The following is a 15859-nucleotide window of genomic DNA, read 5'->3' on the forward strand; positions in this document are numbered from 1 at the left end:
ACAGAGCATCACATCAGGCCGAACAGGCCATCGCCTTCTTGACCCGGGGAACGAAGTCGAGCATGAACGCCTCCATGTCGCTCCGCCTCTCGTTCACGTCCTTCGTGACCTTTTCGCCCACGATGAGGAACACCAGCAGGTGATCGGCCTTCGGCAGGCCGCACGGGGTGCTGATCATGACGTTCTTGTCGCCCATAGCGCCGGAGCCGTCGAACGGCAAGGGCTCCATCTTCTTCCGGTTCGTGAACCGGAAGCTTCCGAGCTCGCCCATCGGATCGTAAAACTTGTCGACCTGTTCAACAGCGAGCGAGACAGCCGGATAGTCATCGACGCTCAGGCCGCAGTAACTTCCACTGTTCGTCACGATGGAGTCACCGTTCACCTCGACCTTCTCACCATGAGGAAGAAGGGGCGTCAGCTCCTTTTCTCCCACTGGGACTCCGCACGCATCATTCGGTATCGCGTATTCCCGCGACGATCCGCACCCCGACAGGAGCAGAGCCAGCCCGACAGACACCACTGCGGCACACGCCCTGAGAGGTCCCCTCATCACTGGTCTCCCACAATCCCTTCGGCCTTGTCGTTCCCGTCGTTGGCAGCCGCTCCGATGGTGTCGTAGACGCCGAAGTCCTTCGAGTAACCCTCGTGGCTCGGGTCCTTGGCCCAGTCCTCGTTCGCCCGGTACCACTCATCAGCGATAGCCCGAAGCTGGCCGTTCCGAACGGCGTAGGCATCTTTGTGTTCCGCCTGGGAAGTTGCGTTGATCTCATTCTCCTTGTCCTTGACCCAGGCTGACGTGATGGCATCGATGCCTCGCTGGAGGGGGTCACCCAGAGTCCCGCCGCCGAGCGGCGTGAGGATGCCGCCCACGAGGTGGTACGTCCACATCTTCTTCCACGAAGCGTCGGTAAGATCTCCCTCCTTCTTGTCGTTGGTAGCCTGATATCTGGCCTCCTCCAGGAACCCAACAGTGCGGCCGGCCTTCTTGAGGCTGTCCTCGGGGCTTTTCTCCTCAGGGTCGGTCTTGGTTGCCTCGGTGTGGATGTCACCGAGGATGGCGATGTTCATCTGCTCCGTGAGCAGGCCGTACGTGTCCTTGTTACGGGAGATCTGCTTGCTCACTTCCATGAGCTGACCGGAATCGAGGCCCTTGGAACCCAGAGGATCGCTCATCGACTTGTGCACGGCTTCTCCGTGATTGCCCATGGCTCTGGCCATGTCGTCACGCAGCTCGGCCGGGAAGTCGTTCTTGGTCTGTGCGAGGAACTCCAGCGAGCGCTTCATCGCTTCGCTCTGCTCCGGGGTGTGATCCCCGAACCTCACACCGTCGACGTCCGGGTCGCTGACGCCCGAGACCGCCGCGAACATGGCCTTGCCCGTGGCCTCCAGCGCCGGATTGGGGCCATCGTCCAAGGGCGTGTCATCGAAGGACGGGCGTTCCTTGAGCACCCACTTCGCATTGTCCTGCGGTTCTTCGGTGTTGAAGAACTCCGTAGAGGCGTCCGGGCTGTTGGAGAGTGCCGTCATGAAGCCGGTCATCGGGTCGCGGCCGAAGTCCTTGTCGTCCATGAAGTTCATCTTCGGCATGTTCGGGCCACCGACCCCGCCGGACCAGTAGTTGCCCGGGGCCTTCATCTTCTTCTCGGTCTCGACCAGCGAGTTGCCGTACTTGTTCAGGAACTGGTCGTCGTAGTCCCCGACCCGCATCAGGTTGCTCATCAGCTGGAAGCCCCACACCTGCGAACCACGCGTCTGGTAGCGCTCGCCCGCCGACTTCACCATGTCGTTCTCCCACGCACGCATCGCAGGACTGTCCGACTGGGTGGCGCCGGCGAGAGTGAGGCTGAGGTTCTTCTGGAAGTCGCCGAGCTGGTTCAGTTGAGTGCGGGCGAGGTCGTTCGAGGTCGAGACGTCGGTGAGGTCCGCCCAGAAGTCCAGGGTTCCCTTCGCACCGAGGGTGGTAGCGAACTTCTCCTGGAACAAAGGGTCGTTCTTGTACGCGTCGAGGGTCGCGTTGAGCTTCCGAAACTCGGCGGGCGACATCTCATCACCCTTGTCCTTGATGACCTTCGCCGCCTCCTCCGCCTTCTTCAACGCATCTGCTGCGGAGTCGCGGTCCTTGTACTGCGCGCCGGAGAATCCCAGGTCGGCCTGATCGGCGATGGCCTTCAGAACCTTCGCGGCGCTGGTGTCGCTCTCGGTCGCCCGGTTCAGTATCCGCTGTACGTCGTCCCGCAGGTGGTCCACGTCCTGCTGCGAATGATCCGCGACCTCGGTGCCCTTGGCCGCCCGGTCGGGGTGGATGAGCATCGTGACGGTGAAGCCGCCGTTGCCGGTGGGCACCACCGTGATGTTCTTCTTACGGCCACGCTCCAGCGCCTGGTCCAGCTCTCCCTTGTACTCCACGAGCTCATCGCGGGTGTCCTTGAGGATGTTGTGGATCGTCGTCGCCTGGGTGTGGGCATCGCCGAACTCGCCCACGGTCTTCATGATGAACTCCCGGGACACCGTGGCGTTCACACCGGCCCAGCTCGCCTTGTCCGCCTTGGCCTTGAGATCGTCGCGGGCATCGCTCTCCAGCGTCTTGAGCTTGTCGACCACACCCTTCCAGGCACTGATGGCCTCGTTGAGCTTGGAGAAGTTCCCATCACGCAGCGTTTCGAGATCCATCAGCGCTGGGTCCTCTCGGTGAAGCCCTCATCGGCTCCCACTCGTCCCATGCCATCAAGCACCCTCCCCCGTCGGTAACGCCCCTCATTGAGCGATCTTCTTAACCTACCAATGGCTCCCGACCGCTCAGAGACTCCGTGCCGTACGGGAAATGCCCGAACTCCCGGCGAGGTCCCGGGCGGGGAACAACACCCCCCAGGGCGGGGGCGGAACCCGTCCCCGGGCGGGGGTGCCGCGCGGATCCGGTCCCTAGCGTTCAAGGGGTCAAGATCCATTCGGAACGGCCCGGCCCCACAGCCGCGCGCCGCTTCCTCGCGTGAAAGGTGTGAGCCTCATGGCGAACCCCAACGTCGGCATCCTCGAAGAGATCGACGACCAGAACCTCGACGCCGTCAGCGCCGCCGGTCAGGGCTGGGGAACCATCGTGTCCTCCCTGAGCTGCTACGGCGCCAGCTACGTCCTGGGGAACAACGGGAACTTCTGCACGGCCACCGCCGAGTGCCAGAACAACTGCAAGTGACCGTATGACGCCGGGACCCACCTCCCGGCGTCACCTCCCCCTCCCCTCCCGAGGGGCAGCCCTCCGAGGGCACTCCCCTCCCTTCCCTCCCGTCACTCCCCGCCCTCCCCGCCCCGTCCTGGATCCGGTGTTCATGAACAGTCACGACGTCTCCCCCGGCACCGCCGAAGCGCTGCGGACGTATCTGCCGGAGCTCACCGACCCCGAGCTGATCGCGCACGTCGAGGAACGGCTGCGGGCAGCGGCGGCAGCGGACGAGGGCGAGCAGGACCAGGAGCTGCCCGAAGCGCCCCCCGCCTACGACCCGTCCCTCGATCCCGACGGGCTCTTCCACGACTACTTCCGGCACTTCGTCGCGCCCTGGACCGGCCGTGTACGCCATGCCGCCGCGCAGTCGCCCACGATCGCCGCGCCGCAGCGGATCGTCGACGACTTCGTCACGCACCAGACCGGGCTCGTCTCCCGGCTGATGATCCGGACCCTGGTCGAGGAGCTGCACCGGCGGCGCACGGCCGGCCTGCTCGACGGCGAGACGCCCGAGGAGCGATACGCCGCCTTCCGGCGGTGGACCAACAGCCCTGCCGGGCATGGCGAGTTGACCGCGCGCTATCCGCACCTCTTCTCCCTCGTGGGCCGCCAGGTCGAGGCCTCCGCACGGTACGTCGTCGAGATCATCGATGAAATCGGTTCTGCCGCACAGCAGTTGGGCGCGCTCCTGTCGGACGGCGGTCCGGAACTCCCCCGCGTCGAGCGTCTCGTCCTCGGCGAGGGCGACACCCACAACGGCGGGCGCTCCGTCGCGCAGGTCCTGTTCACCGACGGCGGCCGTGTGCTCTACAAGCCGCACCCCATCGGCGCGGAGGCCGGCTACAGCTCCTTCGTGTCCTGGATGAACGGCCGGCTCGGCACCGATCTGCCGACCGTCGCCGTGGTCCCCACCGAGCACGGCGGGTTCGTGGAGTTCATCCCGACCGAGGAGTACGCGGGCGAGCAGAAGGACTACTTCGCCCGGATCGGCACCCTCGCGGGGATCCTCTTCCTGCTGCGGGCCACCGACATCCACTTCGAGAACATGGTGTCCTGCGCCGCCGGGCCCGTCGTCATCGACACCGAGACCCTGCTGTCGCCCCGGCTCAGTCTCCCCGAGGCGTACGACGACGGCGCGGCCTCGAAGATCGGGGCGCTCACGCTCCGGGAATCGATCATCGGGTCCGGGCTGCTGCCGCTCGTCGTGCGTTCGGGCAGCGACGACGAGGGCATGGACATCGGCGCGATCGGCTACGACACCGGTCAGCGTTCCCCGTACAAGTCGCTGAGCCTCCAGAACCCGGGGCGCGACGACATGTTCGTCGGGATGGTGACCACGACGACCACCGCCGCCAACGCCAACCTCGCCGTGCAGCGCGCCACCCAGCTGCCCGTCAACGACCAACGGGACATTGTCAAGCGCGAGTTCGGCCGGGTGCTGCGGTACGCGGCGGACCACCCCGACGCCGTCGCCCACGCCGTCGAGGAGTTCCTCGGCGATGTGCAGTTCCGGCACGTCAACCAGGCGACCATCTTCTACACGCAGTTGCTGCGCATGGCGACCCACCCGCACGCCATGGCCGACCCGGTCGTCCGCGCCGCCGTCCTGAACCGGGTCGTCCTGCGCACCGGCGACTCCCCCGAGATCGCCGACGCCGAGGTCCGGCAGATGGCCCGGGGCGACGTGCCGTACTTCTCGTACACCGCCAGGTCCCGCGCGCTGGGCTCGACGGACGGGACCGTACGGGCCGACGCCCTCGCCGAACCGCCGCTGACCACCGTGCGCGAGCGGATCCACGGGCTCGACGAGACCGTCATCGAGCGCGAACTGCGCCTGATCGACTTCTCGTTCGTCAACAAGCTGCCCACCGACCAGGAGGAGACCGGGTTCGTCCCCGTACGCCCGGCGGGGAAGCCCGCTGTCGCCGTGGACCGGGGCCGGTTCGTCGACGAGGCCGTACGGATCGGGGAGCGGCTGCTCGCGACCCGGGTGGCGAGCACCGAGTCCCGCCACCCGGCGACCTGGATCGCCCCGCAGGTCACCACCGACTCGCAGAGCCAGTGGAGCCCGGGGACCCTCGGCTACGACCTGTACGGCGGCAGCCCCGGCCCCGCCCTCGTCCTCGCCGCCCTCGCCCGCGAGACGGGCCGGGCGGACTTCGCGGCGGCGGCACGCAGCGTGCTGGACCCCGTCGAGGAGCAGCTGCGCGGCGGGCAGCTCGCCGAGCAGGGGGTGTCGGTGGGCGGGATGACCGGGATGGCCGGGACCGCGTACGCCCTCGTCGTGGCGCGCGGGCTGCTGGACGAGCCGGACGCCGGGCGTCTCGGCGAGCTGGCGCGGGAGCTGGCCCGCTGCTCGGGGGCCGAGGCCGGCACCGACTTCCTCAGCGGTATGGCGGGCGCGCTGGCCGTCGGGCTCGCGCTGCACGAGCGCGCCACCGACCCGGCCGAGCGGGCGGTCGTCGCCGAGGCGGTCCGCACGATCGCCGCCCGGGAGACCGAGGCGCTCGGCGGCCTCGGCCTGGCGGACCCGCGGGTCACCCCGTACACCGGTTACGCGCACGGGGCGATGGGCATCGCGCCCGTACTGCTGCGCTACGGAGCCGAGTTCGACGACCCGGGCGTGCACGGACTCGGCCTGCGGATCCTCGGCGCCGTGCTCGACGCGCAGGAGGACGGCGACCGCGACTGGCCGCGTGTCTGGGGCGAGCCGGAGCGCTCGTACGGCTGGTGCCACGGGGCCCCCGGCATGCTGCTGGGCGCGCTGATGAGCAACGAGTACGCGCCCGGCGCCGTCTCCCGCCCGGTCCTGGACCGGCTGGCCGGGCTGACCCTGGCCCGCGGCTTCGGCAACAACCCGACGTACTGCCACGGCGACCTGGCCTGCGCGGAGATCGTCGGGCTCGGGCAGCAGCTCGTCCCCGGCCTGTTCGGCGAGAGCAGCCGGGCGGGAAGCCACGGCGACGGCCTCGACGACCTGTATCCGCGGCTCTTCGACCAGGTCGTGGAGCGGTACGGGCAGCGCTCCGACACCAAGTACGCCTACACCAACAGCCTCATGGTCGGGGAGGCCGGACTCGCCTGGTCCGTCCTCCGCCACCTGGACCCGGGGAACCACCCTTCCCTGCTGCGCTTCGCCTAGGGCACGGCCACAACGCGACGGCGCACCCACGAACCGGGCCCGCATCCTGCCGGGCCCTGGCACCACCCATCCACGCAGGAAGAACAGAGAGGAACCGTCATGGGCGACATCGCCATGAACGACGCCACCGGATACGTCAGCGCCGACGAGCTCGTCGAGCTCGCGGACGCGCCGGACTCGCTGGCCGCGGGCATCACGCCCACCATCGTCCCGGCCACCGCCGTCACCACCGTCATCGTCGGCGCCAGCGCCGCGATGCAGGGCGGCTGCCCGACGAGCGGCTGCACCAAGCGCTGCTGAATCCGCTGAGCCGGTGCGGTGCGGGCGCCCCGGAACTGGTACTTCCGGGGCGCCCGCCCCCACCCTCCCACCTTCGACGACGGCAAGAGAGTCCCCGAGTGCAACTGAGCGACGCGTTCCTCGACGACCTGGTGCGGCGCATCACCGACGAGAGGTCAGACGTCTTCGGCGCGTTCTACACGCCGTATCTGCGGGACGGCGCCCAGCGCATCGCCGGGCTCGCCGCCACCCTCCGGGGCCCGGACACGATGGAGGACGTCGCCGACCTCGCCGGGGTCGCCGAGTCCGCGCTCCGCTCGCTCATGGGCCTCTGCGTCGAGACCGGCGTCCGCACCCTCATCGCCTCCTTCCGCGCCCAGGACACCGGGTACGAGGCGTTCCACGCCCACCTCGCCCAGGCCCCCGGCCGGCAGGCGGTGCTCGACCGCTTCCCCGAGCTGGACCGGCTGCTGCGCCTCGCCACCGCCCGTACCGCACGGACGGTGGCCGACGTGCTGCACGCCGCCGTCGCGGACCGGGCCGAGCTGGACGCGCTCCTCGGCGGACCCGGCCGGATCGTCTCGGTCACCCCGGGCCTCGGCGACGCCCACCGGGGCGGGCGGACCGTCTGCCTGGTGGTCCGCGACGACGGCGCGCGGGCCGTGTACAAGCCGCAGCAGGACAACTGCCAGCAGCTCCTGACCTCCCTGCGCACGCTCCTCGACGCCGACGGCTCGTTCTTCGGGCCGCTGCACCCCCGTACGCTCGTCCGGCCCGCCCACGTCTGGCAGGAGTTCGTGGTCCACGCCGACCTCGACGGCACGGCGGAGCACAGCGCCCGCTACTTCCGCCGCTTCGGCCGGTCCGCCGCGCTCCTGTCGATGCTGGGCGCCACCGACCTGCACCACGAGAACATCATCTCCACCCCGGACGGCCCGGTCGTCATCGACACCGAGACCCTGGTGTCGCTTCCCAACACCGCGCCCGAGCAGGGTCGTTCGGTGTCGGCCGCCGCCGCCCTCAATCTCGACATCGAGCACTCGGTGCTCAACACCCTGCTCTTTCCCGCCCGTTACGCCGGATCCAAGCTGGACGTCGACATCTCCGGGATCGGCTGTGTACGGCCGGGGGCCTCCGAGCACCTTCAGTCGTACCTGGTCGTGGACGCGGGCACGGACGACATCCGCTTCGACCGCAGCCAGGTCGTCGTCGAGCACGGCTCCAACATGGCCACCGTGGCGGGCGAGCCGCTGGACCCGCGCCGCTGGACGGACGAGCTCGTCGCCGGGTTCCGTGAGGCCCGCACCCTGCTCGCCGCCCACCGCGACGCCGTCGAGGCGGCCGTACGGGACTCCGCCGGCTGGGCCGTGCGCCAGGTCGTCCGCCCGACCTACGTCTACGCCCGGTTCCTGGAGGCCTCCACGCACCCCGTGCACCTGGGCAGCCGCCAGGACCGGGCCGACCTGCTCGGCAAACTGCCGCGCCACTACCGGGGCACCGCCGCCGAGTCGGCCGACGCCGTGCACCGGGAGGAGGTCGCCGCCCTGCTCGACCTCGATGTGCCGTTCTTCACCGTGGACTGCGACTCCGGGCTGCTGCGCGGCGACTTCGACGAGGAGATCCGCAGCGCCGCGCGCCTCACGCCCCGCGAGTCCGCGCTCGCCGCCGTACGGTCGTTCTTCGCCCGGCCCGCCGACCGCGACCCCCTCTACCTCCGTTACGCCCTGGCCGGTTCCGCCGACGACGTGTGGGAGCGGCGGGAGCCCGCCACCGGGCCCGCCCCGGCCGCCTCGCCCGTCCACCTCGCCGACCCGGCCGGCTGGCACGCCCTGCTCCGCGACCTCGTCGTCGGCGATGCGGACGCCCCGACCTGGCTGACGCCCCGCCTCCGGGGCGACGGGCTGCGCCTCGGCGGGATCGACGCGACGCTGTACGACGGCGGCGGGCTGCTGCTGCACCTCGCGCAGAGCGCGGCCCGCACCGGCACGTCCCCGGTCGGCGTGGATCTGGAGCGGGTCCGCGCCTCGGCCGTGCACTCGCGGCCGGCCGTGCTCGACGGTTCGCCGCTGTCGATGTCGCCGTTCACCGGCGTGCTCTCCGACCTGGTGACCGACTGGGAGATCCGGCGGCTGGCCTCGCCCGCCGCCCGGTTCCGCGCGGGCGACGAGCACGTCCGATTCCGCCCGGCCCAGGGCGCGTTCGACGTCGACAGCCTGTCCGCCGCCGACTTCGACCACCTCAACGGCTACGGCGGCTACCTCGTCCACCTCGCCGCCCACACCGCGCACGGCGCGACCGAGCTCACCGGGGCCGGGACCGAGCGGCTGCTGCGCCGCCTCGTGGCGGTGGACGGCGACCCGGCCGACCACCCCGAGGACGGCGAACTCGGTCTCGCCCACGGCAGGTTCGGCCGGATCACCGCTCTGTCCGCGATGGTCGCGGCGGGTCTCGACGAGGACAGCGGCGCCCGCGCCCATCTGGAGCGGTTCGCCGAGGCGTACGGCCGCCACCGCTGGCAGGACGCGGCCCTGCGCGACCCGGGAACGGGCAACGGCGGCTGGTGCAAGGGGTATGCGGGCATCGCGTACGCGCACGCCACTCTCCTCACCGCCCTCGGCGAACCCGTCGGCCGGATCGCGGAAGCCGTGGCCCCGGAGATCGATCGCGTCCTGGAGCCCGCCGGTTCCACGCGGAGCACCGCGATCGCCCCCGACCTCAGCCTCTGCCACGGGCTCGCCGGCCGCATCGCGGTCCTCTGCCATCTGGCGGACCTGCTCCACCGCCCCGACCTGCGCGAAGCCGCCGCCGCGCTGCACACCGCGTTCCTCGACCGGTACGGAAACGGCGGCTGGTCCTGCGGGATCGGCACCGAACCCCTCCTGCCGTCCTACTTCCTCGGCCTCTCCGGCTGGTTCGCCGCCCAGGCGATGCTCGACCACCCCGGAACCGGCCTTCCCCGCTGCCTCGGAGGCCGCTGATGGCATGGCGTATGCGCAGAGTCCGACGGGTCCGCGAGGTCCAGCAGTTCGCCCAGGCCGAATGCGGTCTGTGCTGCATCGCGATGATCCTCTCGGCGTACGGCTCCCGCGATTCGGTGGCCGGGCTGCGCCGGGACCACGAGGTGGGGCGCGACGGCCTCACCATCAAGCAGATCGCGGCCATCCTGCGCGGCCGTGGCTTCGAAGTGCGGGCGTTCCGGGCCGGGGTGGAGCGGCTCGATCAGCTGGCGCTGCCGCTCATCGCGTACTGGGACGACAGCCATGTCGTGGTCGTCGAGGAGATCGACGAGCACCGGGTGACCGTCGTCGACCCGGGCGGCGGGCGGCGCACCTACCCGGCGGAGGAGTTCGCCGAGCACTACTCCGGCCTCGCGCTCGAAGCCGTACCGACGCCGGAGCACCGGCCCGAGCAGCACCGGGAGCCCAGCGTCTGGCGGGAGTTCCTGCGCTCGCTGACCGGGGCCCGGAAGCCGCTGCTCCAGGCGTTCCTGATGTCGCTGGTGCTGTACTCGTTCACCATCTTCATGCCGATCGCCACCCAGTACGCGGTCAACGACTACGCGGGCTATCTGGAGAAGGCCCCGATCGCCCTCGTGCTGGTGGCGTTCACCGTCCCGATGGCGGTGTTCTTCCTGCTCTCGCTGCTCAGAACCGTGGCGCTGGCGTCCGTGATCCGGAGCCTGGGCGAGGCGATGATGGGGAAGACGTTCCGGCGGCTGCTGGACCTGCCGTACAAGTACTTCGCCAACCGCTCGCAGGGGGAGCTGTTCTACCGGCTCTCCAGCATCACGTCCGTACGGGACATGATCTCCAGCCAGCTGTCGGTCGTGCTGCTCGATCTCGGCAGCCTGATCGCGATCTTCAGCTATATGTTCTACCGCTCGTTCACCCTCGGTGCGACGGCGTTCGCGGTCTTCCTGACCATGCTCGCCGTGGCCGTGGCGACGTACCGGCCGATCCGGCGGATCACCGAGCGGGAGATCAGCGAGACGACGAAGTCCTCCTCGCTCCAGATGGAGGCGCTGTCCTCGATCGAGACGCTGAAGGTCTCCGGGATGACCGGCACGTTCTTCCGGGACTGGCAGAAGGTCTACGCGGCGGGGATGGAGCAGACCCGGCGGCGCATCGTCCTCCAGGGCGTGGCGACCAGCGGCTACGCGGTGTTCCAGGTGTTCGGGCCGCTGCTCGTGCTGGCGGTGGGGCTGTGGCTCGTGCTGAACGGTTCGCTGGACCTCGGTTCGGCGGTGGCGGCGCAGACGCTGACCGCGACGAGCCTCGGCATGGTGATGTCGCTGTCCGGCGCGTTCACCCAGCTGATCACGGCGAACGCGCAGGTGGCGCGGGTCGGCGACATCCTCCACCAGCCGGAGGACCCGGGGGCGTTCGGCGACCGGCAGGCCGCCGTGCGGGGCGCGGTGCGGCTGCGGAACGTGGGGTTCTCCTACCCCGGCTCCCGCACCCCGGCCCTGGCGGACGTCTCGTTCGACATCCGGCCCGGCGAACGGGTCGCGATCGTGGGCAGTTCCGGCTCGGGCAAGAGCACGCTGGGCAAGCTCCTCATGGGGCTGTACCCGATCCGGTCCGGTGACGTCCTCTACGACGGGGTGTCGATCCGCGAGATGGACGCCGACGCGTTCTACCGGAGCGCCGCGTACGTTCCGCAGGACATCGTCCTCAGCAACCGCAGCATCGCGGACAACATCCGCTTCGGGGTGCCCGACGCCACGATGGAGGCGGTCGTCGACGCCGCGCGCCAAGCGCATGTGCACGACGACATCGCGGCGATGCCGCTGGGCTACCACACCCCGGTCCGCGAGATGGGCAACAGCCTCTCCGGCGGCCAGCGCCAGCGGATCGCGCTCGCCCGCGCGCTCGCCCGGCGGCCCCGCGTCCTCGTGCTCGACGAGGCGACGAGCGCGCTGGACACCGTCACCGAGTCCCGGATCGCCGCCGCGCTGGACCGGCTGGAGTGCACGCGGATCATCATCGCCCACCGGCTGTCGACCATCGTGAACGCCGATCTCGTGGTGGTGCTGGAACACGGCCGGGTCGTCCAGACCGGCCGCCACGAGGAGCTGATCACCGAGCCCGGCCCGTACCGGGACCTGGTCCGCTCCCAGGTCGACCTCAACACCGTCTGAAAAAGGCCAGAGAGAAGGAGGAGGAGCCGTCGCATGGCACAGGACGAACAGCACGCACAGCAACAGCAGGTGATCTCGGTCCGGGATCTCCAGAAGGAGTTCCGGGGCACGAGAGCCGTCGACGGAGTCTCCTTCGACGTACGGCCCGGCCGGGTCACCGGCTTCCTCGGCCCCAACGGCGCGGGCAAGACGACGACCCTGCGCATGATCCTCGGGCTGATCCGCCCGACCGGCGGCAGCGCGCTGCTGTGGGGCCGTCCGTACGCCGAACTCGCCGCCCCCACACGGCGGATCGGGGTCGGCCTGGACGGCGGGGCGTTCGTCGGCCGCCGGACGGGGCGGGGCCATCTGCGCTGTTACGCCCCGGCCGCGGGCTGCGGTCCTGAGCGGGTCGACCAACTGCTCGCGGACGTCGGCCTGTCCGGGGCGGCGGACCGGCCGGTCGCCGGGTACTCGACCGGGATGAAGCAGCGCCTCTCCCTCGCCTCGGCGCTGCTGGGCGACCCGGAGCTGCTGATCCTGGACGAGCCGGCCAACGGCCTGGATCCCGAAGGGATGCTGTGGCTACGGGAGTTCCTGCGGGACTTCGCGGCCTCGGGCCGGACGGTGCTGCTCTCCAGCCATCTGCTCGGCGAGATGGAGCAGACGGTGGACGACGTCCTGCTGATGCATCACGGGCGGCTGCTGAACAGCGGCCCCCTCGACGGTCTGCTGGAGCCGGGCGAGCGCCTGGAGTCGGCCTTCCTGCGGCTGACACGGGCCGGGAACGGAGCACGGATATGAGCACGGGTACGAGCACGAGCACGGGTACGGTGGCGCGGACGGACCGGTCCGCGCGCCCGGCCACGGACTCCGGAGCCGGCTCCGGCGCGGTCTCCACGGCCGATCTCCTGCGGTCCGAGGTGCTGAAGCTGACCACGACCCGGCTGTGGTGGATCCTGCTGCTCGCCGCCCTCGCGGGCAGCGCGGGCCTCACCGCGCTGATCGTCTTCGGCGGCCTCAACGCCCCGCGCAGCCCGTTGAGTTTCGGCACGGCGGCCGACGCCGTACCGGCGTACAACATGGCGGTCGCGCTCGCGTACGTCTTCCCGCTGGCCATCGGCGTGATCACGGTGACGCAGGAGTACCACGCGCGCACGATCTCCGCGACGCTGCTGGCCGAGCCGCGCCGGGCCCGCGTCTACGGGGCCAAGCTCCTCGTCGGGCTGGGCACGGCGTTCGTGTACGGGACGGTGGCGGTGCTCTCCGGCGCCCTGGTGTCGGCGGCGCTGCTCGCGGGCCACGGGGAGCCGACGTACCTCACGGACGGCGCGGTGCTCGGCGCGCTGGGCGGCAGCATCCTGGTGATGACCCTGTGGGGCGCGATCGGCGTCGGCGTGGGCGCGCTGGTACGCAACCAGGTGGCGGCGATCGTCGGCATCCTGCTGGTCACGCAGTTCCTGGAGCCGACCCTGCGGATCCTCGCCTCCTCGCTCGGCAACGCGGAGCTGGGCAACCTGCTGCCCGGCGGGGCGGGCGACCTGGCGGGCGGCGGCACGATCATGACGGCCGCGGCGGAGGCGGACGGCGGCTCGCAGGGCCTCGGCTTCCTGGTCCTCGCCCTGTACGCGGTGGCGATCGGGGCGGTGGGCGCGGCGCGCTTCACCCGGTACGAGGCGTCCTGAGCGAGGCGTCCCGATCCACGAACGCCGGGGCCGCCGCACTGGTCAGGTGCGGCGGCCCCGGCGTTCTTCGTGACCGGTCCCCCCGGCCGGATCACTCAGCCGGATTCACTCGGCCCCGTGGGTCGAGCGCTCCTTCTTCTGCACCGTGACATTCACGCCCGCGAGCATCACCGCGAGCAGAAGCGGAATCACGACGCCGGTCGGGCTGTCCCCGAAGAGCGGCGCGATCAGCGCGAACACCAGCAGAATGACCACCGGCGCCCAGCGAAGGGCTTCCTTCTTCTTCCCCACGACGTTTCCCATGACGGTCTCCTTCATGTTGTGTGCGGCCGGTTCAGCCGGCCACCGGCATACGCGCCACGAGCTGACCGCGGTTACGGAATCCGGTCTTCTGCAAAATGTTCGACATATGGAACTTCACGGTGCTCTCCGCGATATAGAGGGCGCCGGCGATCTCGCTGTTGTTCATTCCCTTCGACACCAGAGAGACCACTTCGTACTCCCGTGCCGTCAGGGCCGGATCATGCGCCCGCCCCGGCCGCCGCGACGGCACGGGAACGGCGGTCGGCCGGAAGGCCCCCGCCGGTGCGGACGGCTGCCCGCGCAGCAGCGGGCGGACGAGCGTGGGCGAGATCCACCCGTGCCCGGCGGCGACCTCCTGCACGGCCTCCAGGAAGGCCTCGTCCAGGTCGTCCCGGTCCACGACCGCGCGGACGTCGGCTTTCACCGCGCCGAGCCGGTCGATCTCCGAGCCGTAGGTCAGCGCCACGACCGGTGTGGCGCCCCGTATCTCGTCGAGCCGGTCGATGTCGACGACCAGGACGTCGCACGGAACCCCGGACGCGACACCGGTCCGGTCGTCGGACGAAAGGAGCCCCCCGGCCCCCTCGCACGCGACGGCGTTCCAGCCACGATGGGCGAAGAGTCGGGTGAGTCTCCGCCGCAACGACAATCTGGCGACCATCAGCCCCACGGCTATACAGTCATCTGCCATTTCTGCCCTACTTCCCCCGTACGGCCGCCGGCGGGGCGGATCCGTCACGACGGCCCCCGCACGGCGTGCGCTGGTCAAGGCGCGCAGCGATCCTATCTTTCCCAGGGAAATGACAGCAAGCAGCCATACACTTAAGGGAGGCGGGTCCGAATTATCCGGCCAATTGACGGGGACACCCCCCGCCGGTCGGCGGGGTCCGGGATCACCGATCTCCTCCTGGAGAAGGACCGGAAAGACGGTTTCCGTTCCTGCGGACACACCCTCAGAAAGTCTGCCGGGACGGAAAGACCGCCTGGATCCGGAATCCGCCGTCCGGCTCGGGACCGGCCTCGAAGGTGCCGCCGAGGAGCAGGGCCCGTTCGCGCAGACCGATGAGACCGTGGCCGCCGCCGGGCAGACCGAGGGAGGCGGCGGAGCCGTCGTCGGCGGTGTTGCGGACGTCGACCCGCAGCCCGCCGTCCAGGGGCTGGACCCGTATGTCCACCGCGGCGCCGGGAGCGTGCTTGGTCACGTTGGTGAGGGCTTCCTGAACCGTGCGGTAGGCGGCCCGCTCCACTGCCTGGGACCAGTGGCCGGGGCCGTCCGGGGCGGCGAGCGTGACGCGCAGACCGCAGTCGCGGACCAGGGCGGGCAGGTCCGTGAGCCGGGGCTGCGGGTCGAGGCCGGGCGCGGGGCCACCGGCCGCGCGCAGGACGCCCACCATGTGCTGGAGCTCGGTGAGGGTCTTCACGGAGAGCTCGCGGACGATCCCGGCGGTCGACCGTACGGTGGCCGCGTCCGGTTCGCCGACCTGGAGCGCCCCGGCCTGGAGGCTGATGAGGCTGACCTGGTGGGCGACGACGTCGTGCATCTCCCGCGCCAGCCAGGCCCGTTCGGTGGCGAGGGTCCGCTCGGCGAGCAGCCGGTGCTCGCGCTCCCGGCCCTCCGCCAGCTCCCGCTGCCTCTCGCGCCGCACCCGGGCCGTACGCCCCAGGATCAGCGCCCCGGCGGCCAGGACGCAGGAGTCCATCGCCATGATCAGGGTCTCCCGGTCGACCGCGAGCTCCGGCAGGTCCGTGACCGGGTACGGCAGGAACTGCGCCAGGGCGACCGCGACGGCCCCCACGACTCCGACGACCACGTTGCGGCGGCGGTCGGCGAGGCAGTACAGCGCGATCAGCGGGGCGAACGCCAGGTGGCCGACGTACATCCCGGGCAGGCCGACGAGCAGCACCACCTCGGGGCAGCGCCGCCGCAGCACCAGCGCGCCCGCCGCGGCGAGCGCGACCCAGAGGCCGGGCCCGGGGCCGAAGCCGTTGACGAGGAGCCCGTCGACCACGGCGATCCCGACCGGCACGGCGGCACGGCCGAGGGCCCGCGTCCGGCGGGACGGGTTCCGAAAAGAGCCGGGGCGCCGGAGCGTACGGGAGAGGCGAAAGCGGGA

Annotated in this window: 12 protein-coding genes; 7 read left to right on the plus strand and 5 right to left on the minus strand. The window is 70.6% G+C overall.

From position 1 onward, the window contains the following. Window positions 1–13: 13 nt before the first annotated feature. Together A3Q37_RS19710 and A3Q37_RS19715 are read right to left on the minus strand one after the other, a co-directional pair. Window positions 14–433, minus strand: a complete 420-nt coding sequence (locus A3Q37_RS19710; RefSeq protein ID WP_255311873.1) for a hypothetical protein — start codon at window positions 431–433, stop codon at window positions 14–16. A 116-nt stretch (window positions 434–549) separates the two neighbouring features. Continuing rightward, window positions 550–2670 carry a hypothetical protein gene (locus A3Q37_RS19715; protein WP_065486448.1) on the minus strand — a complete coding sequence of 707 codons (2121 nt, stop codon included), beginning with the start codon at window positions 2668–2670 and terminating at the stop codon, window positions 550–552. Window positions 2671–3004: 334 nt separating this feature from the next. Between A3Q37_RS19715 and A3Q37_RS19720 the strand changes: the two genes are divergently transcribed. The 7 genes from A3Q37_RS19720 (at window position 3005) to A3Q37_RS19745 (ending at window position 13442) form a co-directional block, all read left to right on the plus strand. Next, on the plus strand, window positions 3005–3190 hold the full coding sequence (locus A3Q37_RS19720) for a plantaricin C family lantibiotic (protein ID WP_030075698.1): 186 nt from the start codon (window positions 3005–3007) through the stop codon (window positions 3188–3190). Between the two features lie 133 nt (window positions 3191–3323). Continuing rightward, a complete protein-coding gene (locus A3Q37_RS19725; RefSeq protein WP_176711464.1) occupies window positions 3324–6359 on the plus strand; it encodes a type 2 lanthipeptide synthetase LanM family protein in 3036 nt (1011 codons plus the stop codon). Between the two features lie 99 nt (window positions 6360–6458). Then, window positions 6459–6659, plus strand: a complete 201-nt coding sequence (locus A3Q37_RS19730) for a class II lanthipeptide, LchA2/BrtA2 family (protein WP_065486453.1) — start codon at window positions 6459–6461, stop codon at window positions 6657–6659. Window positions 6660–6757: 98 nt separating this feature from the next. Continuing rightward, a complete protein-coding gene (gene lanM / locus A3Q37_RS35820) occupies window positions 6758–9616 on the plus strand; it encodes a type 2 lanthipeptide synthetase LanM (RefSeq protein WP_079137879.1) in 2859 nt (952 codons plus the stop codon). A gap of 11 nt (window positions 9617–9627) precedes the next feature. Continuing rightward, window positions 9628–11778, plus strand: a complete 2151-nt coding sequence (locus A3Q37_RS19735) for a peptidase domain-containing ABC transporter (RefSeq protein ID WP_079137880.1) — start codon at window positions 9628–9630, stop codon at window positions 11776–11778. A 33-nt stretch (window positions 11779–11811) separates the two neighbouring features. Beyond that, the gene (locus A3Q37_RS19740) at window positions 11812–12561 is read left to right on the plus strand and encodes an ABC transporter ATP-binding protein (protein ID WP_079137881.1); all 750 of its coding nucleotides are present in this window, start codon (window positions 11812–11814) and stop codon (window positions 12559–12561) included. Next, window positions 12558–13442: an ABC transporter permease gene (locus tag A3Q37_RS19745; RefSeq protein WP_079137882.1), complete on the plus strand. Its 885-nt coding sequence runs from the start codon at window positions 12558–12560 to the stop codon at window positions 13440–13442. The genes A3Q37_RS19740 and A3Q37_RS19745 overlap by 4 nt, the downstream gene beginning before the upstream one ends. A gap of 105 nt (window positions 13443–13547) precedes the next feature. On the opposite strand, the gene A3Q37_RS19750 is transcribed toward A3Q37_RS19745, so the two are convergent. From A3Q37_RS19750 to A3Q37_RS19760, 3 genes are all read right to left on the minus strand, one after another. Continuing rightward, the gene (locus tag A3Q37_RS19750; protein WP_065486611.1) at window positions 13548–13745 is read right to left on the minus strand and encodes a hypothetical protein; all 198 of its coding nucleotides are present in this window, start codon (window positions 13743–13745) and stop codon (window positions 13548–13550) included. A gap of 31 nt (window positions 13746–13776) precedes the next feature. Further along, a complete protein-coding gene (locus tag A3Q37_RS19755) occupies window positions 13777–14436 on the minus strand; it encodes a response regulator transcription factor (RefSeq protein ID WP_141693581.1) in 660 nt (219 codons plus the stop codon). A 262-nt stretch (window positions 14437–14698) separates the two neighbouring features. Then, window positions 14699–15772: a sensor histidine kinase gene (locus A3Q37_RS19760; protein ID WP_065486458.1), complete on the minus strand. Its 1074-nt coding sequence runs from the start codon at window positions 15770–15772 to the stop codon at window positions 14699–14701. Window positions 15773–15859 lie beyond the last annotated feature (87 nt).

It is taken from the genome of Streptomyces sp. PTY087I2 (genome assembly GCF_001687325.1).
In the GTDB taxonomy this organism is placed as follows: domain Bacteria; phylum Actinomycetota; class Actinomycetes; order Streptomycetales; family Streptomycetaceae; genus Streptomyces.

Excerpts from the sequence above, each read along its gene's own strand:
- A3Q37_RS19750 (WP_065486611.1), bottom strand. The coding sequence starts at position 13,745 with ATGGGAAACGTCGTGGGGAAGAAGAAGGAAGCCCTTCGCTGGGCGCCG.
- A3Q37_RS19730 (WP_065486453.1), top strand. The coding sequence starts at position 6,459 with ATGGGCGACATCGCCATGAACGACGCCACCGGATACGTCAGCGCCGAC.
- A3Q37_RS19745 (WP_079137882.1), top strand. The coding sequence starts at position 12,558 with ATGAGCACGGGTACGAGCACGAGCACGGGTACGGTGGCGCGGACGGAC.
- A3Q37_RS19740 (WP_079137881.1), top strand. The coding sequence starts at position 11,812 with ATGGCACAGGACGAACAGCACGCACAGCAACAGCAGGTGATCTCGGTC.
- A3Q37_RS19725 (WP_176711464.1), top strand. The coding sequence starts at position 3,324 with ATGAACAGTCACGACGTCTCCCCCGGCACCGCCGAAGCGCTGCGGACG.
- A3Q37_RS19755 (WP_141693581.1), bottom strand. The coding sequence starts at position 14,436 with ATGGCAGATGACTGTATAGCCGTGGGGCTGATGGTCGCCAGATTGTCG.
- A3Q37_RS19715 (WP_065486448.1), bottom strand. The coding sequence starts at position 2,670 with ATGGATCTCGAAACGCTGCGTGATGGGAACTTCTCCAAGCTCAACGAG.
- A3Q37_RS19735 (WP_079137880.1), top strand. The coding sequence starts at position 9,628 with ATGCGCAGAGTCCGACGGGTCCGCGAGGTCCAGCAGTTCGCCCAGGCC.
- A3Q37_RS19720 (WP_030075698.1), top strand. The coding sequence starts at position 3,005 with ATGGCGAACCCCAACGTCGGCATCCTCGAAGAGATCGACGACCAGAAC.